The organism is Deinococcus rhizophilus (assembly GCF_030271215.1).
GTDB lineage: Bacteria > Deinococcota > Deinococci > Deinococcales > Deinococcaceae > Deinococcus > Deinococcus rhizophilus.
In genome coordinates, this window is the sequence record NZ_JASNGB010000014.1 from 11,029 (window position 1) to 35,246 (window position 24,218).

General features: G+C 70.6%; 22 protein-coding genes and 1 pseudogene. 14 read left to right on the plus strand and 9 right to left on the minus strand.

Annotation, left to right across the window (positions count from 1 at the left end):
• Positions 1 to 6 precede the first annotated feature (6 nt).
• From glgX to QOL99_RS03400, 4 genes are all read left to right on the plus strand, one after another.
• Positions 7 to 2,142 carry a glycogen debranching protein GlgX gene (glgX, locus tag QOL99_RS03385; RefSeq protein ID WP_285521329.1) on the plus strand — a complete coding sequence of 712 codons (2,136 nt, stop codon included), beginning with the start codon at positions 7 to 9 and terminating at the stop codon, positions 2,140 to 2,142.
• 463 nt (positions 2,143 to 2,605) lie between these two features.
• Positions 2,606 to 4,420 carry a malto-oligosyltrehalose trehalohydrolase gene (treZ, locus tag QOL99_RS03390; protein WP_285521332.1) on the plus strand — a complete coding sequence of 605 codons (1,815 nt, stop codon included), beginning with the start codon at positions 2,606 to 2,608 and terminating at the stop codon, positions 4,418 to 4,420.
• Positions 4,417 to 7,266 (plus strand): malto-oligosyltrehalose synthase, encoded by a 2,850-nt coding sequence (treY, locus tag QOL99_RS03395; RefSeq protein WP_285521335.1) that lies wholly within the window; start codon positions 4,417 to 4,419, stop codon positions 7,264 to 7,266. Before treZ ends, treY begins: the two co-directional genes overlap by 4 nt.
• Before the next feature lie 52 nt (positions 7,267 to 7,318).
• Positions 7,319 to 8,005 (plus strand): Bax inhibitor-1/YccA family protein, encoded by a 687-nt coding sequence (locus QOL99_RS03400; protein ID WP_285521337.1) that lies wholly within the window; start codon positions 7,319 to 7,321, stop codon positions 8,003 to 8,005.
• An 85-nt stretch (positions 8,006 to 8,090) separates the two neighbouring features.
• On the opposite strand, the gene treS is transcribed toward QOL99_RS03400, so the two are convergent.
• A complete protein-coding gene (gene treS / locus QOL99_RS03405) occupies positions 8,091 to 9,767 on the minus strand; it encodes a maltose alpha-D-glucosyltransferase (RefSeq protein ID WP_285521339.1) in 1,677 nt (558 codons plus the stop codon).
• 91 nt (positions 9,768 to 9,858) lie between these two features.
• On the opposite strand from treS, the gene QOL99_RS03410 reads away from it, so the two are divergent.
• The 4 genes from QOL99_RS03410 (at position 9,859) to QOL99_RS03425 (ending at position 14,227) form a co-directional block, all read left to right on the plus strand.
• A complete protein-coding gene (locus tag QOL99_RS03410; protein WP_285521341.1) occupies positions 9,859 to 10,779 on the plus strand; it encodes a metal ABC transporter solute-binding protein, Zn/Mn family in 921 nt (306 codons plus the stop codon).
• A 44-nt stretch (positions 10,780 to 10,823) separates the two neighbouring features.
• A complete protein-coding gene (locus QOL99_RS03415) occupies positions 10,824 to 11,546 on the plus strand; it encodes a metal ABC transporter ATP-binding protein (RefSeq protein ID WP_285521344.1) in 723 nt (240 codons plus the stop codon).
• Positions 11,546 to 12,355 (plus strand): metal ABC transporter permease, encoded by an 810-nt coding sequence (locus QOL99_RS03420; protein WP_285521347.1) that lies wholly within the window; start codon positions 11,546 to 11,548, stop codon positions 12,353 to 12,355. Before QOL99_RS03415 ends, QOL99_RS03420 begins: the two co-directional genes overlap by 1 nt.
• A gap of 195 nt (positions 12,356 to 12,550) precedes the next feature.
• Positions 12,551 to 14,227 (plus strand): ABC-F family ATP-binding cassette domain-containing protein, encoded by a 1,677-nt coding sequence (locus QOL99_RS03425; RefSeq protein WP_285521349.1) that lies wholly within the window; start codon positions 12,551 to 12,553, stop codon positions 14,225 to 14,227.
• Here the strand turns inward: QOL99_RS03425 and QOL99_RS03430 are convergent.
• Positions 14,221 to 14,841 carry a nitroreductase family protein gene (locus QOL99_RS03430; protein ID WP_285521351.1) on the minus strand — a complete coding sequence of 207 codons (621 nt, stop codon included), beginning with the start codon at positions 14,839 to 14,841 and terminating at the stop codon, positions 14,221 to 14,223. The two genes, QOL99_RS03425 and QOL99_RS03430, sit on opposite strands and share 7 nt — an antisense overlap.
• 88 nt (positions 14,842 to 14,929) lie before the next feature.
• On the opposite strand from QOL99_RS03430, the gene QOL99_RS03435 reads away from it, so the two are divergent.
• The gene (locus tag QOL99_RS03435) at positions 14,930 to 15,271 is read left to right on the plus strand and encodes a winged helix-turn-helix transcriptional regulator (RefSeq protein ID WP_285521353.1); all 342 of its coding nucleotides are present in this window, start codon (positions 14,930 to 14,932) and stop codon (positions 15,269 to 15,271) included.
• Positions 15,268 to 15,474 (plus strand): hypothetical protein, encoded by a 207-nt coding sequence (locus QOL99_RS03440; RefSeq protein WP_285521355.1) that lies wholly within the window; start codon positions 15,268 to 15,270, stop codon positions 15,472 to 15,474. The genes QOL99_RS03435 and QOL99_RS03440 overlap by 4 nt, the downstream gene beginning before the upstream one ends.
• Positions 15,475 to 15,486: 12 nt before the next feature.
• On the opposite strand, the gene QOL99_RS03445 is transcribed toward QOL99_RS03440, so the two are convergent.
• The 3 genes from QOL99_RS03445 to QOL99_RS03455 all read right to left on the minus strand — a co-directional run bounded on the left by QOL99_RS03445 (position 15,487) and on the right by QOL99_RS03455 (position 17,142).
• Positions 15,487 to 16,044: an AAA family ATPase gene (locus tag QOL99_RS03445; RefSeq protein WP_285521357.1), complete on the minus strand. Its 558-nt coding sequence runs from the start codon at positions 16,042 to 16,044 to the stop codon at positions 15,487 to 15,489.
• Positions 16,041 to 16,598 carry an ATP-binding protein gene (locus tag QOL99_RS03450; RefSeq protein ID WP_285521359.1) on the minus strand — a complete coding sequence of 186 codons (558 nt, stop codon included), beginning with the start codon at positions 16,596 to 16,598 and terminating at the stop codon, positions 16,041 to 16,043. The genes QOL99_RS03445 and QOL99_RS03450 overlap by 4 nt, the downstream gene beginning before the upstream one ends.
• Positions 16,599 to 16,704: 106 nt before the next feature.
• Positions 16,705 to 17,142 (minus strand): OsmC family protein, encoded by a 438-nt coding sequence (locus tag QOL99_RS03455; protein WP_285521361.1) that lies wholly within the window; start codon positions 17,140 to 17,142, stop codon positions 16,705 to 16,707.
• A 60-nt stretch (positions 17,143 to 17,202) separates the two neighbouring features.
• On the opposite strand from QOL99_RS03455, the gene QOL99_RS03460 reads away from it, so the two are divergent.
• Positions 17,203 to 18,048, plus strand: a complete 846-nt coding sequence (locus QOL99_RS03460) for an alpha/beta hydrolase (protein WP_285521364.1) — start codon at positions 17,203 to 17,205, stop codon at positions 18,046 to 18,048.
• On the opposite strand, the gene crtI is transcribed toward QOL99_RS03460, so the two are convergent.
• From crtI to QOL99_RS03475, 3 genes are all read right to left on the minus strand, one after another.
• Positions 18,038 to 19,768, minus strand: a complete 1,731-nt coding sequence (gene crtI, locus QOL99_RS03465) for a phytoene desaturase family protein (protein ID WP_285521366.1) — start codon at positions 19,766 to 19,768, stop codon at positions 18,038 to 18,040. The two genes, QOL99_RS03460 and crtI, sit on opposite strands and share 11 nt — an antisense overlap.
• A gap of 79 nt (positions 19,769 to 19,847) precedes the next feature.
• Complete coding sequence (locus QOL99_RS03470) at positions 19,848 to 20,747, minus strand: phytoene/squalene synthase family protein (RefSeq protein WP_285521367.1); 900 nt, start codon at positions 20,745 to 20,747, stop codon at positions 19,848 to 19,850.
• A gap of 132 nt (positions 20,748 to 20,879) precedes the next feature.
• Positions 20,880 to 21,557: a class I SAM-dependent methyltransferase gene (locus QOL99_RS03475; RefSeq protein ID WP_285521368.1), complete on the minus strand. Its 678-nt coding sequence runs from the start codon at positions 21,555 to 21,557 to the stop codon at positions 20,880 to 20,882.
• A 59-nt stretch (positions 21,558 to 21,616) separates the two neighbouring features.
• On the opposite strand from QOL99_RS03475, the gene QOL99_RS03480 reads away from it, so the two are divergent.
• The 3 genes from QOL99_RS03480 (at position 21,617) to QOL99_RS03490 (ending at position 23,913) form a co-directional block, all read left to right on the plus strand.
• Positions 21,617 to 22,747 (plus strand): phage holin family protein, encoded by a 1,131-nt coding sequence (locus tag QOL99_RS03480; protein ID WP_285521369.1) that lies wholly within the window; start codon positions 21,617 to 21,619, stop codon positions 22,745 to 22,747.
• Positions 22,747 to 23,442, plus strand: coding sequence for a hypothetical protein (locus tag QOL99_RS03485; RefSeq protein WP_285521370.1), 696 nt, complete (start codon positions 22,747 to 22,749; stop codon positions 23,440 to 23,442). The genes QOL99_RS03480 and QOL99_RS03485 overlap by 1 nt, the downstream gene beginning before the upstream one ends.
• 84 nt (positions 23,443 to 23,526) lie before the next feature.
• On the plus strand, positions 23,527 to 23,913 hold the full coding sequence (locus QOL99_RS03490; protein WP_285521371.1) for a Fur family transcriptional regulator: 387 nt from the start codon (positions 23,527 to 23,529) through the stop codon (positions 23,911 to 23,913).
• 64 nt (positions 23,914 to 23,977) lie between these two features.
• Here QOL99_RS03490 and QOL99_RS03495 read toward each other — a convergent pair.
• Positions 23,978 to 24,218: pseudogene (locus QOL99_RS03495) on the minus strand (hypothetical protein); the annotation flags it as partial.

Below are 24,218 nucleotides of genomic sequence, written 5' to 3' on the forward strand. Positions count from 1 at the left end.
GTACCCATGACCACCACCGATCTTCCGACCACCCAAGCGGCCCTGTCGCGCCCCGGCAGCCCCTATCCCCTGGGGGCGACCTGGGACGGCAAGGGCACGAACTTCGCCCTGTATTCCGAGAACGCGGCGGGCGTCGAGCTGTGCCTGTTCGACGAATCGGGGACCGAGACCCGCCTGCCGCTGACCGAGCAGACCGCCTTCGTGTGGCACGGCTACCTGCCGGGGGTGGGACCGGGCCAGCGCTACGGCTACCGGGTCCACGGCGAGTACGCGCCCGAGCGGGGCCTGCGCTTTAACCCCAACGTGGTCCTGCTCGACCCCTATGCCAAGGCGCTCGACGGGGTGGAGCAGCATGACCGGGGCATCCTGGGCTACCAGGGGGGAGACGACCTCCAGATGCAGACCGGGGAGCAGCGCGGCGCTCCGCTGGGCATCGTCATCGATCCCCTCTTCAACTGGGTGGGCGACCAGAAGCCGGGCGTGCCCTTTCACCAGTCGGTGATCTACGAGGCGCACGTGCGCGGCCTGACCATGACGCACCCCGACGTGCCCGAGGCCCTGAGGGGCACCTACGCGGGCGTGGCGACCGAGCCGGTGCTGCGCTACCTGCGCGACCTCGGCATCACGGCGGTCGAGTTCCTGCCGGTCCATCAGCATGTGGACGACGGCTTTCTGCTGGGCAAGGGCCTGAGCAACTACTGGGGCTACTCGACCCTGAACTTCTTCGCGCCGGAAGTGCGCTACTCGGCGGCGGCGCGGCGCGGGGACCCGGCGGGGGCGGTTCCCGAGTTCAAGAACATGGTCCGCGCCCTGCACGACGCGGGCATCGAGGTCATTCTCGACGTGGTGTACAACCACACGGCGGAAGGCAACCACATGGGGCCGACCATGAGCTTCAAGGGCATCGACAACCCCACCTACTACCGGCTGGTGCAGGGCAACCCGCGCTTCTACTTCGACTACACCGGCACCGGCAACAGCCTGAACGTGCGCCACCCACAGACCCTGCAACTCATCATGGATTCGCTGCGCTACTGGGTCACCGAGATGCACGTGGACGGCTTCCGCTTCGACCTCGCCTCCACGCTGGCGCGGGGGCTGCATGAGGTCGACCAGCTCTCGGGGTTTTTCACCATCATCCACCAGGACCCGGTGATCTCGCAGGTCAAGCTGATCGCCGAGCCGTGGGACGTGGGCGAGGGCGGCTATCAGGTCGGCAACTTCCCGGTGAACTGGGCCGAGTGGAACGGCATCTACCGCGACGACATGCGGGCCTTCTGGAAGGGCGAGGGCGGGCTGGCCTCCGAGATCGGGTACAGGCTGACCGGGAGCAGCGACCTCTACCAGCGCGACGGGCGCAAGCCGTACGCGTCCATCAACTTCGTGACCGCCCACGACGGCTTCACCCTGCGCGACAGCGTGACCTACGAGCACAAACACAACGAGGCCAACGGCGAGGGCAACGCCGACGGGCACAGCCATAACCTGACCTGGAACTGCGGGGTGGAGGGCGAGACGGACGACCCCGAGGTGAACCGCCTGCGGGCGCAGCAGCAGCGCAACTTCCTGGCGACGCTGCTGCTGGGCCAGGGCACCCCGATGATCCTGGGCGGCGACGAGATCGGGCGCACGCAGGGGGGCAACAACAACGCCTACTGCCAGGACAATCCGGTCAGCTGGTACGACTGGGAGAACATCGACGCCGACCTGCTGGCCTTTACCCGACGGTTGATCGCGCTGCGCAAGGCGCACCCCGCCCTGCACCGCCGCAAGTTCTTCTCGGGCCGCACCATCCGGGGCGAGGACGTGCGCGACATCGTGTGGCTGCGCTTTGACGGCGCCGAGATGACCGACGACGACTGGAACAACCCCCAGACCCAGTCTCTCGGCATGTTCCTCGACGGCGACGGCCTGGATGACGTGGACGCGGAAGGCCGCCCGCTGAAGGACGACGACCTGCTGCTGCTGTTCTCCGCCACGCACATCGACCTGCCCTTCCGCCTGCCCGACCTGGACGGCTGCCCCGCCTGGGAACTGCTGCTCGACACCACCGACGACGGTGCCCGCGAGCAACGGGCCGCCGGGGAAGAAACGACCCTCAAGGCCCGGAGCGTCAAGCTGTACCGCTGCCTGCCGGGGTAGGACAGGCGCGGCCTTCGCCGGAGGTTCAGGGGGCACCTGGGCCTCCGGCTTCCTGGAGACCCGCCTCACTCTGGAGGGAGGGGTCTGTCTTCCGTGGTGCGGACGGTTTCGTAACCCGCTGGAACTTCTCCACCGGGAACGGCGTCGGCGTCGCCGTCCACCCCCCTCCCCGACCCTCTGCAAGCAGCTCTGCGGGTCCCCCCACCCGGAGGGAGGCAGAAAAAGCCCGTCTGCACCGCTGAACTTCCCATGCACATCAAGCGCCGCGAGGGGGGAGGGGCCGATTGCCTCCCACTCGCGTTTTTCTGCTGGCGCCGCGCGGGGAAGGATGCGCGACCGCCCGCATCATCCATCCGGGAGGGTCACCCGGGCTTTACCCTGTTCTCATCGGGGGGTCAACTCCGGCTCCTAGCCTGACCCCTCTGCCGACCTCCCCCGTGAAGTCGGCCTGAAAGGAGCTGTCATGTCCATTTCCTCTTCCGGCCCCTCCCCGGAGGCGCTGTCCCGAGTCACGTCCCCCCACCTCGGCGCCGAACCGCTGCCCGGCGGCGCGGGCACCCGCTTCCGCACCTGGGCGACCACCGCCCGCGAGGTCGCCGTGCGGGTCGGCGGCACCGACCACCCCATGCGGGCCCTCGGAGGTGGCCTGTTCGAGCTGACGCTGCCCGTGGGCCCCGGCACCCGCTACCGGTTCGTGCTGGACGGTCAGGCGTTGCCCGATCCCTACGCCCTGTTCCTGCCGGACGGGGTCCACGGGGACGCGGAGGTCGTGGACCTCGGCGCCTACCGGTGGCAGCACACCGAGTGGCGCGGCCTGCCGCTCTCCGGGTGCGTGTTCTACGAGCTGCACGTCGGCACCTTCACCCCGGAGGGCACCTACCGGGCAGCGACCGAACGGCTGCCCGAGCTGGTGGCGCTGGGCGTCACGGCCCTCGAGCTGATGCCGCTGGCCGCCTTTCCCGGCTCGCGTGGGTGGGGCTACGACGGGACAGCGCTCTATGCCCCCCACGCGCCCTACGGCCGTCCGGAAGAGCTGATGGCCCTGGTGGACGCGGCGCACGGGCTGGGGCTGGCGGTGGTGCTCGACGCCGTGTACAACCACTTCGGGCCGGACGGGAACTATCTGGGCGCCTACAGCCCCAGTTACTTCACCGACCGCTTTCATACCCCCTGGGGCGCGGGGCTGGACTACGCCGAGCCGCACATGCGGCGCTATATCACCGGCAACGCCCGGATGTGGCTGCACGACTACCGCTTCGACGGGCTGCGGCTCGACGCCACCCAGGAGATGCAAGACGATTCGCCCGTTCATATCCTGCGCGAACTCGCCGACGAGATTCACACGCTGGGCGGCACCCACCTGCTGCTCGCGGAGGACTACCGCAACCTCCCCGAGGTCGTCACCGACCACCACCTCGACGGGATGTGGGTGGACGACTTTCACCACGAGGTGCGCGTGACCCTGACCGGCGACCGGGACGGCTATTACGCGCCCTTCGGGGGCGGAGCGGCGGCGCTGGCGAACGTGGTCCGCCGGGGCTGGGTCTACGAGGGCCAGGAATGGCCGCTGGAGGGGCGTCCGCGCGGCAAACCCGCTGACGTGCTGGAGGCGCCGTCCTTCGTCTATTTCATCCAGAACCACGACCAGATCGGCAACCGGGCGGTGGGCGACCGCATTCACCACCTGGAACGGGTCACCCCCGCGATGTACCGGGGCGCGTCCACCCTGCTGCTCACGCTGCCGATGACCCCGCTGCTGTTTCAGGGGCAGGAGTGGGCGGCGTCCAGTCCCTTCCCCTTCTTCAGCGACCACCACGGCGAGCTGGGGCGGCTGGTCAGCGAGGGGCGCAAGCGCGAGTTCGGCCACTTCGAGGGCTTTTCCGGCGAGAACGTGCTGGACCCGCAGGCGGAGGAGACGTTCCGGCTGGCGGGGCTGAACTGGGCCGAGCGCGAGTCCGGCGAACACGCCCGCACGCTGGAGCTGTACCGCACCCTGCTGCGCCTGCGCCGGGAAGACCCGGTGCTGCGGGACCGCGAGCGCCGGACACTGACGGCGGGACACGCCGGCGACGTGCTGTGGGTCCGCCGGGTCACGGACGCGGGCGAGCGCCTGCTGCTGTGGAACGTGGGCCGGGACGGGGTGGACGCCGCCGGGCTGCCTCTTCCCTTCTCCCTCCCGCCCCGCATGCTCCTTCACTCGGAAGGCCGCCCCGACCTCCGGCTGGAGCGCGGCGAGGCCCTGCTGCTGGGAACGGGGCTGCTAGGGTCGGAGGGATGACCGACCCCTCCCCCGACACGCCGCACGCCACGGGCCACACGCCTTCTTCCAGCTACCGCCTGCAGCTGCACGCGGGGTTCGACTTCGCCGCCGCCCGCCGGGTGCTGCCCTACCTCGCGCGGCTGGGCGTGACGGACGTGTACCTGTCGCCGGTCTGGACGAGCACGCCGGGCAGCGGCCACGGGTACGACGTGACCGACCACGCCTCGGTCAATCCGGCCCTGGGCGGCGAGGCGGGGCTGCGGCGGCTCTCGGCGCGGGCGCGGGAACTCGGGCTGGGCCTGATCGCGGATTTCGTGCCCAACCACATGGGGATCGGGGGCGGGCACAACCCCTACTGGGAGGACGTGCTGACCCACGGGCAGGCCAGCCGCTACGCGCACTTCTTCGATATCTCGTGGCAGCCGCTCAAGCGGGCGCTGGAAAACCGGGTGCTGCTGCCGGTGCTGGGCGACCAGTACGGACGGGTGCTGGAACGCGGCGAACTGGTCCTGAACCGCGAGGGCGGCGTCTTTTTCCTGACCTACTGGGAGCGCCGGTTGCCCGTCTCGCCGCTCACGCTGGCCGGGCCACTCACGGCGCTGGCGGCCGAGCTGACGGGGAAGCTCCCGGCCGCCGACCACGCCGAGCTCGCCAGCATCGCGCGGGCGGCGTCCAACCTCCCCAATTCGACGAGCGCGGACCTGACCGACGGGGACCGATTGGCGCGGGCGCAGGAATCGGAGGTCATTACCCGGCGGCTGGGGGCACTCGCGGAAACCTCGCGCCCGGTGCGGGCGGCGCTCGACCGGATGGTGGCGCAGAAGAACACCGACTCCGCACGGCTGGACGCCCTGATTCAGAGCCAGAACTACCGCCTCGCCTCGTGGCGGGTGGCCTCCGAGCAGATCAACTACCGCCGCTTTTTCGACATCAACGACCTCGCCGCGCTGCGGATGGAGGACCCCCGCGTCTTCGAGTGGGCGCACTCCAAGCTGTTCGAGCTGATCGGGGACGGCGTCTTGCAGGGCGTGCGGCTCGACCACACCGACGGCCTGTATGACCCCGCCGGGTACTTCGTGGCGTTGCAACGGGGGGCGGCGCGGGCGCTGGGCCGCGGGTGGACGCCGGGCGAGGACCTGCCCCTCTACGTGGTGGCCGAGAAGATTCTGGAACCCGGCGAGAAACTGCCCGAGGACTGGGCCATCCACGGCACCACCGGCTACGACTTTCTCGCGCACCTGAACGGGACCTTCGTGGACGGGGCCAGCGAGGACGAGATCACGGCGATCTACCGCCGCTTCACCGGGGACCGCGACACTTACGGCGAGCACCTCTACCGGGGCAAGCACCTGATTCAGCGGGTCTCGCTGCCCGGCGAGGTGGGCGTGCTGGCCGAGCATCTGGAGCGGCTGGCCGAGGCCGACCTGCGCTTCCGCGACTTCACCCTCAGCGGGTTGCGCGAGGTCATCCGCGAGACCATCGCCTCCTTTCCGGTCTACCGCACCTATATCCGCGAGGACGGCACCCGCGAACCCGGCGACGACGCCAAGATCGAGCGCGCCATCCGCGACGCGGGGGCGCACCGGGCGGCGGCGGGGCGCGACCTTGACCCCAGCCTGTTCGACTTTCTGGAGGCGGTGCTGAAACTGGACGCCCCCGATGAGGCCACCCGCGAGCGCTACGCGGGCTTCGCGCTGAAGTTCCAGCAGCTCACCGGCCCGGTGACGGCGAAGGGGGCCGAGGACACCGCCTTCTACCGCTACGCGCGGCTGCTCTCCTTGAACGAGGTGGGCGGCGACCCGGCGCTGTTCGGCACGCCCCTGAGGGCCTTTCACCGGGACGCGCAGGCCCGCGCCGAACGCTGGCCCCGCTCCATGCTCGCAGGCTCCACCCACGACACCAAACGCGGCGAGGACACCCGCGCCCGCATCAGTGTGCTTTCCGAGCTGCCGCAGACGTGGGCGGCGTACCTCAGCGGCTGGTCGGGCCTGCTGCGCGGATATGAGGCGGAGACGGCGACGGGCCGCGCCCCCTCCGCGCTGGACACCTACACCTTCCTGCAAACCGCGCTGGGGGCCTATCCGCTGGACGGGCGGCTGGAGGGCTTCGCGGACCGGCTGGCCGACTACGCCCTCAAGGCTGCCCGCGAGGCCAAGCTGCGGACCAGCTGGGCGGCGGGCGACACCGGGTACGAGGAGGCCCTGACGGGGATGGTGCGTGGGCTGCTGGCCGACGAGCGCTTCTCGCGCGACCTCGCGGAGCTGCACCGCCGGATCAGCCCGTATGGAGCGCAAAATGGCCTCTCGGCGGCGCTGGTGCGCCTGACCGCCCCCGGCGTGCCCGACACCTACCAGGGGGCCGAGGGCTGGAACCAGAGCCTGGTGGACCCCGACAACCGCCGTCCGGTGGACTACGCCTGGCGCACCCGGACGCTCGCCCGCATCGAGAAACGTCACGCCGAGGACCCCGCCCGCCTCGCCGCCGACCTGCTGGCCCGCTCCGAGGACGGCGGGGTCAAGCTGCTGGTCACCTGGGCCGCCCTGCAAACCCGCCGCGCCCACCCGGAGCTGTTCGCGGAGGGCAGCTACCGACCCGTCGAGGCCGGGAAGTACCTCCTCGCCTTTGCCCGGGAGCACGGCGACGAGGTGGCCGTCACCGTCGCCCCCCGTCTGACCTACACCCTCACCCGCGAGAAGACCCCCTGGGCGCTGGGCGAGGTCTGGGGGAACCGCCAGCTCACCCTGCCGCGCCCCGGCACCTACCGCAACGTGCTGACCGGCGAGCGCCTGCGCGTACGCGGCGAGAAGGTGCCCGTGGCGAAGGTGCTGGAGACGTTCCCGCTGGCGCTGCTGGTGCGGGAGTAGCCCACCCCCCCGCCGGGAACTTTCCCCTCCCCCGCCCCGTATCCTGTCCCGTATGCAACTGACTGCCACCCGGACAGAAAATCTGGTTCGCACCTTCATGGCGCGGACGTACTCGTGGATGGCGGCGGGCCTGGCCCTGACCGCCGGGGTCGCCTACCTGACCGCGCAAAACGAGGTGCTGGCCGCGCAGGTCTTCGGCTGGCGCTGGGGCCTGCTCATCGCGCAACTGGTGATCGTGTTCGCTCTGAGCGGGCTGGCGCACCGCATGAACAGCGCGGTGGCGGGGATGCTCTTTATCGTCTACGCCGCGCTGACGGGCCTGACCTTCAGCTCGCTGCTGCTGGCCTACGACCCGAACGCGGTCACCGCCGCCTTCCTGACCACCGCCGGGACCTTCGGCGCCATGAGCGTGGCGGGCTTCGTGATCAAGAAGGACCTCAGCGGCATGGGGCGGTTTTTCCTGTTCGCGGTGATCGGGCTCTTTATCGCCATGATCGTCAACTTCTTCGTGGCGAGCAGTGCGCTCACCCTGGGCCTCAGCGTGATCGGCGTGCTGCTGTTCGCGGGCCTGACCGTCTACGACACCCAGATGCTGCGCAACCTCGCGCTCAGCGGCGTTCAGGGCGAGATGGCCGAGCGGGCGGCGATCAACGGGGCGCTGGCGCTGTACCTCGACTTCGTGAACATGTTCCTGTTCATCCTGCGGCTGTTCGGCTTCGCGGGCAGCAGCAACGACTGAGCTTCCAGCACCCAGCAAGACAGAAGGCCCCGGCTCACGCTGGGGCTTTCTTCTGCTCTTTTGCTGGCGGCTGGGAGCTGGCCGCTTACCTCACGCCCGTCAGCTTCAGCCAGTAGTACTCGTGCTTGCCCATCAGCACCGGATACGGCTCCTCTCCCACCGTCGGGAAGCGGCTGCCGCCCGCCAAGGTGATGGGCACCCGGCCGACGTGGGCCGAGAGGTCGAGGTTCGCGGCCTGAGCGCTGGCGGCAAAGTTGGCGACGACGAGCAGGGTGTCGTCCCCGTGCTGGCGGGTAAAGGTCAGCAGGGCCGGGTTGTCCGAGTCGACGAAGGTGAGGTCCCCGTGCGCGAAGGCGGGGTGGGCGCGGCGCAGGTCGAGCTGGCGCGAGACCCATTTCAGGAGGCTGCCGGGGTCCTGCTCCTGCGCGGTCACGTTGACCCGCCCGTAGCCGTAGACCGGGTCGCCGATGGGCGGGTAGAAGCACTGGTCCGGCTGGGCACTGGAAAAGCCGCCGCTGGTGCCCGCGTTCCACTGCATCGGGGTGCGGACCCCGTTGCGGTCGGAGAGGGTCAGGTTGTCGCCCATGCCGATCTCGTCGCCGTAATACAGGATCGGGCTGCCGGGCAGGGCCAGCAGGACGGCGTGCAGCAGCTCCATGCGGCGGCGGTCATTGTCCAGCAGCGGCGCGAGGCGGCGGCGGATGCCCACGTTGATCTTCATGCGGTGGTCCGGGGCATAGGCCGCGTACATGAAGGCCCGCTCGTCGTCGGTGACCATCTCCAGCGTCAGCTCGTCGTGGTTGCGCAGGAAGGTCGCCCACTGCCCGAAGGAGGGCACGGCGGGCAGGCGGTCCATGATCTCGCGGATGGAGGTCGTGTCCTCGCGCTTGAGACTCATGTACAGCCGGGGCATCACCGGGAAGTTGAAGCACATGTGGAACTCGGGGTCCGTCTCGGTCCCGAAGTACTCCACCACCTCCTCGGGCCACTGGTTGGCCTCCGCGAGCAGCAGGCGGCCGGGGTACTCCCCGTCCACGACCCGCCGGAGCTGACGCAATATGGCGTGCGTCTCGGGGAGGTTCTCGCAGCTCGTGTCCTCGCGCTCGATCAGGTAGGGCACCGCGTCCACCCGGAAACCGTCCAGCCCCAGGTCCAGCCAGAAGCGCAGAGCACCGATGAGTTCCTCCACCACGCGCGGATTGTCGAAGTTCAGGTCCGGCTGGCTGGAGAAGAAGCGGTGCCAGTAGTAGCGCCCGCACGCCTCGTCCAGCGTCCAGTTGCTCGTCTCGGTGTCGGTGAAGATGATGCGGGCGTCCGCGTACTCGGTGCCCGTGTCGCTCCAGACGTAGTAGTCGTGGTACTCGTTGGGGCTGCCGTCGGGCAGGGTCGGGCCGCGCCGCGCCGCCTGGAACCAGGGGTGGTCGGCGGAGGTGTGGTTCGTCACGAGGTCGCCGATCACCCGCAGGCCCCGCGCGTGCGCCTCGCGCAGGAAGACCTTGAAGTCCTCCAGCGTGCCCAGATCGGGGTGGATGCCCAGGTAGTCGGCCACGTCGTAGCCGTCGTCGCGCAGGGGGCTGGGATACCAGGGCAGCAGCCACAGGCAGTCCACGCCGAGACCCCTCAGGTAGTCCAGCCGCCCGGTCAGGCCGGGAAAGTCCCCCTTGCCGTCGCCGTTGCCATCGGCAAAGGTCCGCACGGACAGTTCGTAGAAGACGGCGCTCTTGTACCACTCGGGCTGGGGGGAAGGCTGGGCCTGCGTCATGCGGCGCAGTCTAAGGGGCGGGGTGGAAGCGGTGCCAGGGGTGGGCCTTCCTCATCCGGCCCATCTGTCTTTTTGATAAAGATAAATCATTATGCGTTCTTCCTCCCGCCTGCTGCTGTCCACCCTCCTCCTCTGTGCCGCCGCGTCCGCCCAGGCCGCCCCTGTCCCCGTGAGCGCGACGACGAGCATCGTGGGCGACTTCGTGAGGGCGGTGGGGGGCACGCGGGTGGTCGTGAACGTGATCGTCCCGGCGGGAAGCGATACCCACAGCTTTCAGCCGGGCACGGCAGCGATCCGGCGGCTGGCCGGAAGCCGCGCCCTGTTCGTCAACGGCGCGGGGCTGGAGCCCTGGCTGCCGAAGCTGAAGGCGGCGGCCCCCAAGGTGCCAGTGACCGAACTGACGCGGGGATTGAAGCTGCGCGAGATGGGGCACGCGGCGGGGGGGGACCACGGGCACGACGACCACGGCCCCCTGGACCCCCATGCCTGGTGGGACGCGGGCCTCGCCGCCGGGTACGTGCGGAACGTGCGGTCGGCGCTGACCCGGCTGGACCCGGCCGGAAAGGCGACCTACGCGGAGAATGCGGCGGCCTACCTGCGCCAGCTCAGCGCGGCCGACGCCTATGCCAAAAAGCAGTTCGCCAGTGTCCCCGCCGCCCGCCGCCGCATCGTGACCAACCACGACAGCCTGGGCTACCTCGCCGGGCGCTACGGGCTGACGGTGGTGGGCACCGTGCTGCCCGGCGGCGGCACCGAGCGCGAGCCGGGTGCCCGCGAACTCGCGGCGCTGGTGTCGGCGGTGAAAGGGAGCGGTGCCCGCGTGATCTTCACCGAGGCCGCGCTGAACACCCGGCTCGCGCAGACCCTGGCCCGCGAGACGGGCGCGAAGGTGGCCCCGCCCCTCTACACCGACACCCTGGGGCCGAAGGGGAGCGCGGGCGAGACCTTCCTGAAGGCTCTGCGGCACAACGTGGACGTGATGGTACGGGCGCTGAGGGCCGGAGCATCTTGATTTTGGTTTCGCAATAACTGCGGACGACGCGCTATGCTGGCCCGATGCTCGGCGTGGAGAACCTGACCGTCCGCTACGGTGCCCATACAGCGCTGGAGGGCGCGACTGTGCGCTTTGAGGCGGGGCAGTTCAGCGCCGTGATCGGGCCGAACGGGGCGGGCAAGAGCACGCTGCTCAAGGTGCTGGCAGGGCTGCTCCCCGACCCCCAGGGCTGCGTGCGCTTCGACCCCGGCCACACCCCTCGGCAGTGCGTGTCCTACGTGCCGCAGCAGCAGACGCTGGACTGGGCCTTTCCGGTCACGGTCTGGGACGTGGCGATGATGGGCCGCACCGGGCGGCTGGGCTGGTTGCGCTGGGCGGGGCGGGCCGACCGACAGAAGGTGGCCTCGGCGCTGGAGGAAACCGGCGTGTACGACCTGCGCCACCGCCATATCGGGGCCCTGTCGGGCGGGCAGCGCCAGCGCGTGCTGCTCGCGCGGATGCTGGCGCGGGAAGGCCACCTGCTCTTGCTCGACGAACCGCTCACCGGGGTGGACCCCGCCACCCAGGAAGGGCTGATGGCCCTCTTGAGGCGGCAGGCCGACCGGGGCCGCGCCGTCGTGATGGTCACCCACGACCTCGACCAGGCGCGGCGCTGGTGCGACCACCTCGTGCTCGTCAACCGCCGGGTCATCGCGGACGGCACCCCGGACGAGGTGTATACGCCCCACAACATCGAGGCGACCTTCAGCGTGAGTCACCTCGGACACACCCACGCGGAGGCCTGATGGAGTGGCTCACCGACCCCCTTCAGTTCGACTTCTTCGTGCGGGCACTCGCCGCCGTCGTGATCGTGAGCGTGCTGTGCGCGCTGGTCGGCGCGTGGGTGGTGCTGCGCGGCCTGAGCTACATCGGGGACGCGATGAGCCACGCGGTGCTGCCGGGGCTGGTGGGGGCGCTGCTGGCGGGGGGCAACCTGATCCTGGGGGCGCTGGTCGCCGCCGTGCTCACCGCGCTGGGCATCGGCGCGGTCGGGCAGCGGTCCGGGCTCAAGCAGGACAGCGCCATCGGGATCGTGTTCGTGGGGATGTTCGCGCTCGGCGTGGTGATGCTCTCGCGGGCTCCCACCTTCAGCACCGACCTCAGCACCTTCCTGATCGGCAATCCCCTCGGCGTGACCCCGGCTGACCTGTGGAGTGCGCTGGGCGTGACGGCGCTGGTCGCGCTGATCCTGGGGGCCTTTCACAAGGAGTTGCTGCTGGCCTCCTTCGACCCCACCGAGGCCCGCGCCATCGGGCTGCCGGTCGGGCGGCTGACCCACCTGCTGCTGGTCGTGATCGGGCTGGTCGTGGTGCTGACGGTGCAACTGGTGGGCACCACCCTCAGCGTGAGCCTGCTGGTGACCTCCAGCGCCGCCGCCCGGCTGCTGGCCCGCAGCCTGAAGAAGATGATGCTGCTCGCCGCCGGGCTGGGCATCCTGGGGGGGGTGGTCGGGCTGTACCTCAGCTACTCCCTCGACACGGCGGCGGGGGCGACCATCGTGCTGGTCAATACGGCGGTCTTCGTGCTGGCGCTGCTGTTTCGCCGCAGGGAGTAGCCGCCCCGCCTCCGCGTTCTGGCTTATCCGGCCGGAGCGTGCGCTACGCTCGGGGCAACGGTCCGGGCTTCCCGGCGTTCGGCCTTCCCCCACTCCAGGAGTCCCCCACCTTGCGTCTCTTTCCCCTGTAACCGCGACCTGAAGCCTCGTTCCCGCCCGCTGTGGCTGGGACGGCTCACCCGCAGGGGGAAATGAGTGCTGGGACAATTGAAGGGGGTCGCCCGCAGCTTTGGCGACCGCGTGGTGGTGCAGGACGTGGACCTGGAGATCCGGCCCGGAGAGCGGCTGGCCCTGGTCGGAGAAAATGGCAGCGGCAAGACCACGCTGCTGCGCGTGCTGGCGGGCCTCGACCGCCCGGATGAGGGCACGGTGACGCGGACGGGCCGCGCCGCCCTGCTCTCGCAGCACACGGGGATGGGAACGGAGACGGTGCTCGACGCTGTGACGCCGGAGGAGTTGCGGGCCGCCCGGCGCACCTTCGAGGCGGCCTCGGCAGGATTGGGGGAAGGGACTGACGCCGCCTTTCACGCCTTCGCGGAGGCCGAGGAGATGTTCCGGGTGGCCGGGGGGTACGAGTTTGAGGCGCGGGCGGCGGCGGTGCTGAGCGGGCTGGGACTTGAGGCCGGGGCGAACGCGGCGGAGCTGTCCGGTGGGCAGACCCAGCGCGTGCTGCTCGCGCGGCTGCTGCTTTCGCCCGCCGACCTCTACCTCCTCGACGAGCCGACGAACCACCTCGACGCCCAGGGGGCCGCGTGGCTGGAGGGCTGGATTCGGGCCTCCCCCGCTGCGTTCGTGCTCGCCAGCCATGACCGGGCCTTTCTGGACGCGGTCACGGGGCGCACGGCGGAGCTGGAACGGGGACGGCTGACCGTCTATCCCGGCGCGTACACGGAGGCGATGGAGATTAAGGCGACCCTGCGAGAAGCACAGGCGCGGGATCACGCGGCCTACCGGCGCAAGCGGGAGGCCCTGGCGACCGAGGCGGCCAGGCGGACCAGCCAGGCCCGCAGCGCCTCGCACTACAATTCCAACCGCGCCAGCGACGGCGACAAGATGCTGGCAAAGGGCAAGGCTCAGAACGCCCAGAACGTGAATGCCGCCCGCGCCCGCTCCCTCCAACGGGCAGTGGAACGCCTGGACGCCCGCGCGACTGAAAAGCCCTTCGAGGACCGCCGCAGCGTGCGCCTCGACCTCCCCGACGCTCCCCCCGGCCCCGCCGAGGTGCTCACCGTCCGGGACCTGACCGTCTGCCGGGACGGACAGCCGGTCCTCGCGGGGGTGCGCCTGGACGTGCGCCGGGGCGACCGCATCGCCCTGACCGGGCCGAATGGCGGCGGGAAAAGTACCCTGCTCGCCGCGCTGCTGGGTCAGCTTCCCCACGCGGGCGAGGTGCGCTGGGGCCAGGGCCTGAGCTTCTACGCGGCGGGTCAGCACGGGGAAGAACTCGCGGACCTGCCCACCGTCGGGGACGCGCTGCTCGCGGCGAATCCGGTCCTCACGCCCCACCAGTTGCACGAGGTCGCGGCGCAGGTGGGGCTGCCGGGTGGCCCATCGTTTCCGGTCGCGGGGCTGTCGGGCGGGCAGCGCACCCGGCTCAGCCTCGCCCGGCTGAACGTGACGCGGGCGCAGGTGCTGGTGCTGGACGAACCCACCAACCACCTCGACGTGCGGGCGATCGAGGCGCTGGAGGCCCTGCTGCTCGCCTTTCCGGGCACGGTGCTGCTCGCCAGCCACGACCGGGCACTCGTGGGCCGGGTGGCGACGCGGGTCTGGGACGTGGGAGCGGGAGGGGTCCGTGAGAAGTCCGTCACGCCGATGAACCAACAAAAACCGCCCCCGGGAGGGAGCGGCCTGGGTCATTCGGCTCAGTAGAACTTGGTGATGCGCTCGACCGCGTGGCGGTGGTGCGGGAAGCCTTCCTCGGCCCGCTTGCCGATGGGCAGCATTCCGGCGAACTGCACGTGCTCGGGCAGGCCCAGCAGTTCCTTGACCCTGTCCGGCTGGAACCCCAGCATGGGCACGGTGTCGTAGCCCTTGCCCCGCGCGGCCAGCATCAGGAACCCGAAGGCGATGTTCGCCTGCGAGAGGCCCCACTGGCCGCGCTGCGCCACGTCCTGCCCACCGAACACGCCGTCGAAGGTCTGGCGCTGCCCGCTGCGGCCCGCCTCGCCCATGCCGGGGTGCGCGGTGTCCTCCACGGTCGCCAGGGTGTCTTCCATGTCGCTGTAGACGACAATCACGGCGGGCGCGTTCGTGACCTGGGCCTGACCGTAGGCGGCCTCGCGCAGCTGCTCCTTGAGCTGCGGGTCCTGCACGACGGCAAAGCGCCACGTCTGGGCATTCCAGGCGCTGGGCGCGAGGCTGGCGAGGCGCAGGATCTCGCGCAGGTCATTCTGGTCCAGCGGCTCCTGCACGAACTGGCGGATGCTGCGGCGGCTCTCGATGGCTTCGGTCACGGTCAGGGGGCGGGTCGCGGTCGCGGTCATGGAGAGAAGATATTCCCAACTGGTTTAAAAAGTCAAGCGGTGTGAGATTCGCCCTGATCGCTCGGGCGCAAGGGTGTAGAGTTGGGCCATGAGCACCGCACACCCAGGTTTCTGCCCGGTCTACCGGGCCATCGGCGTGTTGCAGGAAAAGTGGGTGCTGCACATTGTCCGGGCACTGCTGGTCGGCGAGAAGGGCTTCAACGAACTCGCGCGGGCGGTGGGCGGGTGCAACAGCGCCACCCTGACGCAGCGGCTCGAGCACCTCGAGAGCCTGGCCCTGATCGCCAAGCGCACCGAGGACTCGCCGGGCAAGCTGGCCCGCAGCGTCTACACCCTGACCCCCGCCGGGCGCGAGCTTCAGAGCGTCATCGACGCCATCGACGGCTGGGCGCGGGAGCATCTCACCGCCGCAGAAGCCGCTCCCGCGTGACCGCCTTCCTGATCTTCGTCGCGCTGCCCGCCGGACTGATCGTGCTGTCGCGCTTCCTCCGCCCGGTCCAGCGTGACCGCCGGTACGGGGACGTGATGGGCGAATCTCTGGCCGCCGGGGGACTGTTCGGAGGGCACGGGCTGGAGCCCGACGAGCGAACGGTGCGCGAGGACACCGAGCCCATCCGCTTCAAGCTGGACTGAACCTCAGCTGCTTCAAGAGAGTGCCCCGGCGTGGGCGGCGATCAGGAGGGCCGCGTCCGCCGGGGCAAGCCGCGCCGTGTCCAGGACGATGGCGCCGGGAGGTGGGGGCAGGACACCAGATTCACCGAGGACTTTCCGGAGACGTTCCGGATCACACATTTTCGCCCGTCCAGAGCGCTCCGGAAGGGTCATGCGGCGGGCGAGTTCATCCAGGTCGCACTTCAGCCAGACCGGGACATAGGTGGCATCGCGGTCCACGGCGACCCCACGAATGCGCCCAGCCGAGGCGCGACTGCTCTCCCGATCCGGGTGGTACGCCGTGAAAATCTGGCTCACGTCGCGGGGGGCGAGGCGGGCCGCTTGCAACCCCAGCGCCCACACCTGCGATCCCAGGTCCTGAAGTTCGGGTGGAATGGGCCGCACCCCATCCGCCCCGTAGGGCCGGTACACCGCGTCCCGGAACAGGTGGTTGTCCAGCAAAACGGCCCCGGTCAGCCGCGCGAGCTGCTCGCCCACCGTCCTCTTGCCGCTCCCCGGCGGCCCGGCGAGGTGGAAGACGAAGGGCCTCACGCGCCTGCCCCCGCGAAGGCCACGATGCGGCGGGCGGCGTCCTCGGCGCTCAGGGTGGAGGTCTCCAGCAGCAGGGCGTCCTCCGGGGGCGGAAGCAGCCCCTTTTCCGTCACCACCCGGCGCACGCCCTCCGGGTCGCGCAGCTTGAGGCGGCCCACGCTGCGCTCCGGCAGGGCCGCGCGGCGGGCGAGTTCGTCCACCGGGCAGGTCAGCCACACGGGCACGAAGGTCGCCCCGCGCCCCGCCGCCAGCGCCCGGAAGCGTTCGAGCGACTCGGCCTCCCCGGGTTGATCGGCCAGATAGATCGTGAAGATGTGCGACAGCTCACGCGGAGAGGCCGCGACCGCTTCCCGCACCACCGCCCGTACCCGCGAGGCGAAGGGCCACGCCTCTGGGGGGACGGGCCGCACGCCGTCGAGCCCGAAGGCGTGAAAGACGGGATCGTTGGTGAGGTGGTTGTCCAGCAGCGGTGCTCCGGTCAGCCGCGAGAGGTGCGTCCCCACCGTGCGCTTCCCGCTGCCCGGCGGCCCGACGAGGAGGTACAGGAAGGCCATGCCCGCCAGCCTAGCCCGCCCACGCCCCGCCCACCTGCGCCAGATGACGACGCCCCCACCGCTGGGGCAGGGGCGCCGGGGGCTCGGCGCTCCTGGGGGCTGAACGCTACTCCAGTACCGCCTCGTGAACGATCTCCACGTTGCCGGTCATGATGCGGCTCAGCGGGCACATCTGCGCGGCCTGCTGCACGTGTTCCTCAAAATCCGCCGGATCGCTGCCGCTGACCTTGCCGCGCACGACGAGGCGCATGCGGCTGATCTTGAAGCCGGGGCCGTCCTTGACCATCTCGCAGGTGGCGTCGGTCCGGAGGTCCTCGACGGTGTGCCCGTGGTTCGAGAGCAGGGCGGAGAGCTGCATGGTGAAGCAGCCCGCGTGCGCGGCGGCGAGCAGTTCTTCCGGGTTGGTGCCCACGCCCTGCTCGAAACGGGTCTTGAAAGAATACTGCGCGTCTTGCAGGGTGCCCGACTCGGTGCTGACGGTGCCCTGGCCGCCCCGGAGGTCACCCGTCCAGTGGGCGCTGGCCTTGCGTGCGATGTCTGCCATACCCGCAAGTGTGCGCCCCCGGCCGGGGTCAGGCTCTTGAGCCGACCTTTACACTGCGGCATGACCATGACCACGCCGCAGCCCTGGGAGACGGGCGCTCCCGTCGTCGGCTACCACTGGCCCGCCCCTGCGCCCCGCGCCGCCGTCCTGCTCACGCACGGGCTGGGCGAGTACGCCGGGCGCTACGCACAGCGCTACAACCGCCTGATTCCGCGCCTCCAGGAGGCCGGATTCTCGGTCTACGCCCAGGACCTGCGCGGGCACGGGGCCTCAGCGGGGCGGCGGGCGGTGGTGAATGCCCGCGAGTTGGTGGCAGACCACCTGCTCGCACGGGAGACGCTACGGGGCCAGCCGCTCCCGGTCTATGCCTTCGGGCACTCGCTGGGTGGGCTGATCACGGCGGCGAGCGTGGCCCGCGACCCGCGTGGGCTGAGCGGCGTGATCCTCTCCAGCCCGGCCCTGCTCGTCGGAGAGGACGAACCGCGCTGGCTGAGGGCCGCCGCCCCGCTGCTGGCCCGCATCGCGCCCAACGCGGGCACGACCGTGCTCGACAGCGCGGGGCTCTCGCGCGTGGCCGAGGAAGTCGAGGCCTACCGCGCCGACCCGCAGGTCTACCAGGGCAAGGTGCCCGCGCTCACCGCCGCCTCCATGCTGGGCCTCAGCGGAGAGCTGTGGGCGCACTACGAGCGCTGGCACCTGCCCACGCTGGTCCTGCACGGGGACGCCGACCGCCTGACCGACGTGCGCGGAGCCCGGCGCTTCGTGGAGGCGATTCCGGCCGGGGACAAGACCCTGCACCTCGTGGGGGGCGGGCACCACGAACTTCTCAACGACGAGGGCCGCGACGAGGCGCTGGCGTGGATTCTGGGCTGGCTGCGGGAGCGGACGGGAGTGCCTACGGGGTGACTTCCAGCGGGCGCTCCACCCTCTCCCCCATCGGCTCCGGCTCGCGCTGACCGCCGCCGTCCCGGATGTCGGGGTGAATGCCGAAGTCCTCGGCGATCAATCGGGCGGTCATCTTGGCCGACATCATCACGCTGGGAGTCCCTGCGCCGGGCTGTGCTCCGGCCCCGACGAGATACAGGTTGCGGACATCCTCCGAGCGGTTGTGCGGCCGGAAGTACGCGCTCTGCACGAGCTGCGGCTCTGGCCCGAAGGCATTGCCGAGGTACGAATCCAGCGTCCCCTCGAAATACTCCGGCGTCACGAACTCGCAGTGGGTCAGGCGCGAACGCAGGTCCGGGATGTGGCCGCGTTCCTCCAGGAAGGTGAGAACTCTGTCCACCAGCTTCGGCCCCTCGGCGGCCCAGTCCAGCCCCGCGCCCATATGGGGCACCGGGACCAGCGTGTATGCGGCGTGGTGGCCCTCGGGAGCCAGGCTGGGGTCGGTCAGCGTGGGGATGTGGAGGTACTGGCTGAAGTCGTCGGGCAGCGGTTTGGCGCCGAAGATCTCACGCAGCAGTTCCTCGTAACGCGGCCCCAGGATGATGTTGTGGTGCCGCAACTCAAGCGGGCGGCCGTCGTCGCGGAAGCCGAAGTAGATCACCAGCAGGCTCATGCTCTGGCGGGCCGCCCTGACGCGGGGGTCGCTGTTGACCAGCCGGGCGCGGCGGGGCACCCGCTTGAGGTAGGTGTTCGCCCAGTCGCCATTGCTGACCACGATGTCGGCGCGGCGTTCCTCGCCGCCTTCCAGCCGCACGCCCCGCGCCACCCGCGCCCCCAGCGGGACACGCACCGGGCCGCCCCGGTCGTCCGACACCAGAATCTCTTCCACCCCGCGCCCGTACTCGATGCGCCCGCCGAGTTCCTCGAACTTCTGCACGAAGGCCCGCACCAGCGCCCCCGTCCCGCCCATCGCGTAGTGGATGCCCCAGGTCTTCTCGACGAAGTGGATCATCGCGTAGATCGCGGGGACCGAGAGGGGATTGCCGCCGACCAGCAGCGTCTCGAAGGAAAAGACCTGCCGCAGCTTGGGGCTGCGGAAATACCTGGAGGTGAAGGAAAAGAGGCTGCGGACCGCGTCCAATCGCAGCAGGTCGGGCACCACCCGCAGCATGGTGGGCACATCCCCGAAGTGGGTGTAGCCCAGTTCCAGGAAGCCGCGCTGGAAGATGGCCCCCGCGTCGGCGTGAAAGCGCTCGTAGCCCGCGAGGTCTTCAGGGGCCAGCTGCGCGATCTGGCGGCGGGTCGAGTCAGGGTCGCCGTCATAGTCGAAGTGGGTGCCGTCGTCGAAGATGATGCGGTAGAAGGGCAGGATCGGCACCAGCCGCACGTACTCGCGGGTGCGCGGGCCGCCGCTCTCGCCCTCGCGGACGCGCTCGCCGGTCAGCACGTGCTCGGGGTAGTCGGGGAGGCCGAGTTGCCCGCCGTCCCGTTCCAGCGCGAACAGTTCCTCGATGAAGTGCGGCACCGTGATCACGGTCGGCCCCATGTCGAAGACGTAGCCGTCCGGGGTGCGCTTCTGGTAGGCCCGGCCACCGGGACCGTCCAGACGTTCGAGGATGGTCGTGTCGAAGCCCAGGCTTTGCAGCCGGATGCCCAGGCTCAAGCCGCCGAAGCCGGAGCCGATGATCAGGGCAGTTTTGCGGGTCCTGGCGGGGCGCGGGGAAGTGTGGGGATCAGGCATGGGGGTCCTTGTCCGGCCCTGGCGCGGGGGTCAGGGGCCGTGGGGAAATGATTGGGGGGCAGAGGATCGGGGGCAGGACTTACGGCTCGAAGCTCAGGCCCGCGCTCCCGCGCAGCTCCCACCACGCGCGGGGCAGCAGCAGCAGCTTGCGGGGGCCGCTGACATACGCCCGGCGGCGGAAATTGTCGTAGTCGGCGCGGGCGAGGTCGTCGAGAATGCCCTCGTAGGAGTGGGCGGCCACCTGCACCGCGAGGCGGGCCGAACCGTTCAGGCAGGGAATCCCCGCACGGCCCTCGGCGTACAGCTCGCGGGCGAGGCCGGAGAGATGGCGCATCAGGGCGCGGTACTCGGGGGTCACCTGCCCGGCCTCCAGCGTGGCGCGGGACACGCCGAACTCGCGCAGCAGGGTGTCGGGCAGGTACACGCGCCCCCGTTCCAGGTCCTCGCCCACGTCACGCAGGATATTGGTGAGCTGCATCGCCTGCCCCAGCCGCAGCGCGGCGTGCAGGGTGCGCTCGCCGCCCCGGTAGCCGCTGATGGGCGCGATCATGAAGCCCACCACGCCCGCGACCCGGCGGCAGTACAGCAGCAGGTCGTCCAAGGTGCGGTACTCCGAGCCGCGCAGGTCCATTTGCAGGCCCTGGTGCAGTTCCCCGAAGGCGGAGAGGGGAATCGGCCAGCGGGCCGCGGCCCACGCGAGGGCCACGTCGCCGGGGTCATGGCCCGGCTCGCCCGCAAAGGCGGCCTGCACCCGCGCCCACCAGTCGGCCAGACCCCGCTCGGCAGCCTCGCCCCGGCGTTCGTCGACCACGTCGTCCCCGGTGCGGCAGGCGGCATACACGGCCCACACTGCCGCCCGCTCCTCGGAGCCGAAAAACCGCGACCCCAGGTAAAAAGTCTTGCTGTGGTGCCGCGTCACGTCCCGGCAATGGGCGACGGCCGCCGGGGGCGGAGTCAGGGCGGGGGGGAGTTGGGTCACAATCGGCTCCTCTCCAGGCGAGTGTAGGGGCCAGTGCCCCGGGGAACGTGACGGTTTCTTACAGATCGCTGCCTGGGCACCGGCTCGCGTCGCTGTGTGGGCAGAGGCTCGCGGACCCAGCGGACTGAACACTCACCGGCCGCGCTCGTAGCGCTCGAACGTCACCGCTCCCCACCGCGCCGCGTGGGTCCGGGTGCAAGCTGGAAGCTGCCGCGCGACCCACGCCGGATCGGGAAAGGTCAGGCCGCCGAGCGCGGGCCGCGACAGGGCGGCTTGCAGTGGTCCGCCCGTCCGGACGAGGTACATCAGCCACAGCGTGCCGCCGGGCCGCAGCAGGCGCTGCAGTTCGGCCAGGAACCGGTCCGGAGCGCGGGTCTCGTTCAGGGTGGCGCCCACGGTGATGCCGCTGAAGCTGGCGACGGGCAGGCCGCTGGCCTCCAGGTTGGTCAGCAGCCAGTCCACCGCCGGCTCCGGCACCCGGCGCCGCGCCGCCGCGAGCATCGGGGGGCTGAGGTCGGCGGCGACCACCTCGCACCCGGCCCCAGCGAGAATACCCGCGTAGAATCCGGTGCTGGTGCCCGCGTCGAGCCAGCGCTCACCGGGACGGGGGCGGCACAGCGCCCGGAAAAGGGTCGCCTCGCGTTCCAGGGCAAAGGGCTGGCCCGTCAGCCACGTCAGCGACCGTGCCCGCCACGCGGCGTAGCCCCAGGCGGTGGGGGCCAGCAGGTTGCTGCGCTGCGCCAGGGTCAGCGGGCGGGCAGCGCCGGCGGCCAGGTTCAGGGTTTCTTTGGTGTGGCGCGGCGCGGGCATGGGGTTCATTATGCTGGTCACATTGGCCTGCTCCGGCAGGTTGAGTTCCTGGAGGATGTATGCAAGAGCAACGCAAGAGCATGGGGGGGGCCCTGGTCGACGTGTTCGACGCCGCCGTGGCCCTCGCCAAGACTGAAGTGCGGGGAATCGCCCATCAGGCCGGGCAGGTCGCCAAGGCCAAGGGCCTGGGGGTCGTGTTGCTGCTGGGCGCGACCGGGCCGCTGATTCTGGGTCTGGTCTTTCTGATTCTGGCCGTCTTCTACGGCCTGATGCGCCTGGGACTGGGAGCCTGGGCCGCCGCGCTGATCATCGCGCTGCTGAGCTTCGTCGTGATGGGCGCGCTGGTGATGATGGGCCTGCGCAAGCTGAGTGCCGAGGTGCCGCGTGACGACGGTGGCCGCCCCGATCCTGGCCGGCCCATGACCGAGGACGAGCGGCTGGAAGCCGAGTACCAGGAGCAGCAGCGCCGCAAGCTCAGCGACGTGAACTACCCGGCGGGAACGGCGGCTCAGACGGCGACCCAGGGCAGCGCGGCCACCCGCACCGTGGGCACCGAGACCGTGATCGCCACTCCGGTTGTGGGCCGTGCGGGCGCCGCCGGAACCCGGCCAGGCGAGGCCACCCTCAACCCCAGCCGGGGGTCCCAGCTGACGGGTCAGGTCGCCGAGGCGCCCACGGGCAACTCGGCCCCGAACACCCGCACCTCGCCCGACACCGCCGCCAACATCGACAGCCTCGGCCCGGCCCACACCGGCACCCGGGCGAGCGCCGCGTCGGTGGCGATGGGCGCCGACGTGGAGCGCGGCACCATGCGCCCCGGCCTCAGCACCTCCGGCTTCACGGCGGGGGGTGTCGGTGTGAATGCCAGCGACCAGGGCGCGGGCATCAAGACCACCCTCACCCGGCAGGAAGGTGTCTCGCAGGGCACCGAGCTGCGCGGCACCGACGCCGGTCAGGTGCGCCTCCCCGTCTACGAGGCCACCGAGACGGGTGAGCCGCAGGTCTACGGCAGCGGCCTGAACAAGAAGATCGACGGCAGCGAGACCCACGACGCCGGGGCAGGTGGGCACGGCGGCCACACGGAGCACGACCCCAACCTCCAGCACCCCGTGGTGCTCAAGGACGCGCCGGGCATTCGGGTCAGCACCACGCCCACCTTCCGCGACGACATGCCCAAGGAGGACCAGTAATGGACGCCTACTCCCGCAGCGAACGTGACGAGGCACGCGCCCGCCTCAAGGCCAGCGTGGACGCCCTGACCGAGCAGGCCAGCTTGCAGGTCCAGATGCAAAAAGACCCCCTCAAGATGCTGGGCGGTGCCTCGGCAGTCGGGGCGCTCGTGGGCATGGCGGTGGGGCGGCAGTTCCGGCGCAGCAAGAAGATCTATGTGGACGCCACCAGCCCCGCCAAGCACCAGAAGGCGTTGATCAAGGCCCAGCACAAGCAGCAGGGCGGCAAGGGCGTGGGTGGAGCGCTCGTCGCCACCCTGACCACCCTGGCGTTCAAGGCCCTGAACGAGCGGGTGCTGACGCCCAAGCTCGAGGAGATCGCGGGCGGCCTGATGGAGAAGGCCGGGCAGGAGCCGGGCCAGGGGGGCAGTGGGCAGGCAGCCAAGGCCAGTCCCCGCTCCAGCGCGGCAACCCCTACCTCTTCCGGCGGGGCGGCCAGCTTCCTCAAGCGCCCTGACCCGGCGGCGACGGCGAGCAAACCGGCCTACGCCGAGCAGAGCCTCGATCAGGCGGTGGCGACCGGGTCGCCCACGGTGGCGGCAGCGACCGCCCCCACGCATGTGGGCGTGCTGCCCACCCCGAAGAGCATGGTGGAAGCCAAGGCCCAGGGCACGCCCATCGCGCCCGACGAGAAGGTCAATCCCAACTTGCGCTGAGCCCTCCCGCGTTCCCCGGCAGCCCATCCGTGAAGGTGGGCTGTTTTCTCATGGGCCCTGACCGGGTCTGCTAGCCTGCGGCCCATGACGGCGACCCGCAGCACCCGCCAGCGCGACGTGATCGCCCGCGTGATGGACGACGCGGAAGGCCCCCTCGCGGTCGGCGACGTGCTGACGCGGGCGCAGACCGACCTGCCGGGCCTGGGGGTCGCCACCGTCTACCGCACCCTCAAGCTGCTCACCGAGCAGGGGCGCATCCACCCGGTCACCCTCGACGGCGAGACGCGCTACGAGCGGGCCGGGCGCGGCCACCACCACCACTTCTCCTGCACTCGCTGCAGCCGGGTCTTTACCCTGCACACCTGCCCGGTCGCGCTGCCCAGCGGCACCGTCTACCCCGGCGGTTTCATCGTGGAGGCCCACGAGGTCACGCTCTACGGGCAGTGCCCGGAGTGCGCCCAGGCGCCGTAGACGTTGCTCTGTCAGTCGAGCGGCCCGGACCGAGATGAACTCGCCGGGCCGCTCGCGTGCTGGGTCAGGGGGTGATGGAAGCGCGGAGGCGTTCCAACTGGGCCGCGTTGGGACCCGGCGTGCGGTAGGGGTTGAGGGTGGGCTGGGCGAGCAGGGCCTGCACGGTGCCGAATCCCCCAGGAACCTGAAAGCTGTAGAGCATCGCTGTTCGGTTGACCGGGCCGTCGGGCGCGGCGAAGCGGGCACGTGCCGCCAGCAGTTCGGCGCGGCGGGCGAGATCGGCCTCGGCCCGCGCGAGCTGGGTG

Excerpts from the sequence above, each read along its gene's own strand:
- glgX (WP_285521329.1), top strand. The coding sequence starts at position 7 with ATGACCACCACCGATCTTCCGACCACCCAAGCGGCCCTGTCGCGCCCC.
- treZ (WP_285521332.1), top strand. The coding sequence starts at position 2,606 with ATGTCCATTTCCTCTTCCGGCCCCTCCCCGGAGGCGCTGTCCCGAGTC.
- treY (WP_285521335.1), top strand. The coding sequence starts at position 4,417 with ATGACCGACCCCTCCCCCGACACGCCGCACGCCACGGGCCACACGCCT.
- QOL99_RS03400 (WP_285521337.1), top strand. The coding sequence starts at position 7,319 with ATGCAACTGACTGCCACCCGGACAGAAAATCTGGTTCGCACCTTCATG.
- treS (WP_285521339.1), bottom strand. The coding sequence starts at position 9,767 with ATGACGCAGGCCCAGCCTTCCCCCCAGCCCGAGTGGTACAAGAGCGCC.
- QOL99_RS03410 (WP_285521341.1), top strand. The coding sequence starts at position 9,859 with ATGCGTTCTTCCTCCCGCCTGCTGCTGTCCACCCTCCTCCTCTGTGCC.
- QOL99_RS03415 (WP_285521344.1), top strand. The coding sequence starts at position 10,824 with ATGCTCGGCGTGGAGAACCTGACCGTCCGCTACGGTGCCCATACAGCG.
- QOL99_RS03420 (WP_285521347.1), top strand. The coding sequence starts at position 11,546 with ATGGAGTGGCTCACCGACCCCCTTCAGTTCGACTTCTTCGTGCGGGCA.
- QOL99_RS03430 (WP_285521351.1), bottom strand. The coding sequence starts at position 14,841 with ATGACCGCGACCGCGACCCGCCCCCTGACCGTGACCGAAGCCATCGAG.
- QOL99_RS03435 (WP_285521353.1), top strand. The coding sequence starts at position 14,930 with ATGAGCACCGCACACCCAGGTTTCTGCCCGGTCTACCGGGCCATCGGC.
- QOL99_RS03450 (WP_285521359.1), bottom strand. The coding sequence starts at position 16,598 with ATGGCCTTCCTGTACCTCCTCGTCGGGCCGCCGGGCAGCGGGAAGCGC.
- QOL99_RS03455 (WP_285521361.1), bottom strand. The coding sequence starts at position 17,142 with ATGGCAGACATCGCACGCAAGGCCAGCGCCCACTGGACGGGTGACCTC.
- QOL99_RS03460 (WP_285521364.1), top strand. The coding sequence starts at position 17,203 with ATGACCATGACCACGCCGCAGCCCTGGGAGACGGGCGCTCCCGTCGTC.
- crtI (WP_285521366.1), bottom strand. The coding sequence starts at position 19,768 with ATGCCTGATCCCCACACTTCCCCGCGCCCCGCCAGGACCCGCAAAACT.
- QOL99_RS03475 (WP_285521368.1), bottom strand. The coding sequence starts at position 21,557 with ATGCCCGCGCCGCGCCACACCAAAGAAACCCTGAACCTGGCCGCCGGC.
- QOL99_RS03480 (WP_285521369.1), top strand. The coding sequence starts at position 21,617 with ATGCAAGAGCAACGCAAGAGCATGGGGGGGGCCCTGGTCGACGTGTTC.
- QOL99_RS03485 (WP_285521370.1), top strand. The coding sequence starts at position 22,747 with ATGGACGCCTACTCCCGCAGCGAACGTGACGAGGCACGCGCCCGCCTC.
- QOL99_RS03490 (WP_285521371.1), top strand. The coding sequence starts at position 23,527 with ATGACGGCGACCCGCAGCACCCGCCAGCGCGACGTGATCGCCCGCGTG.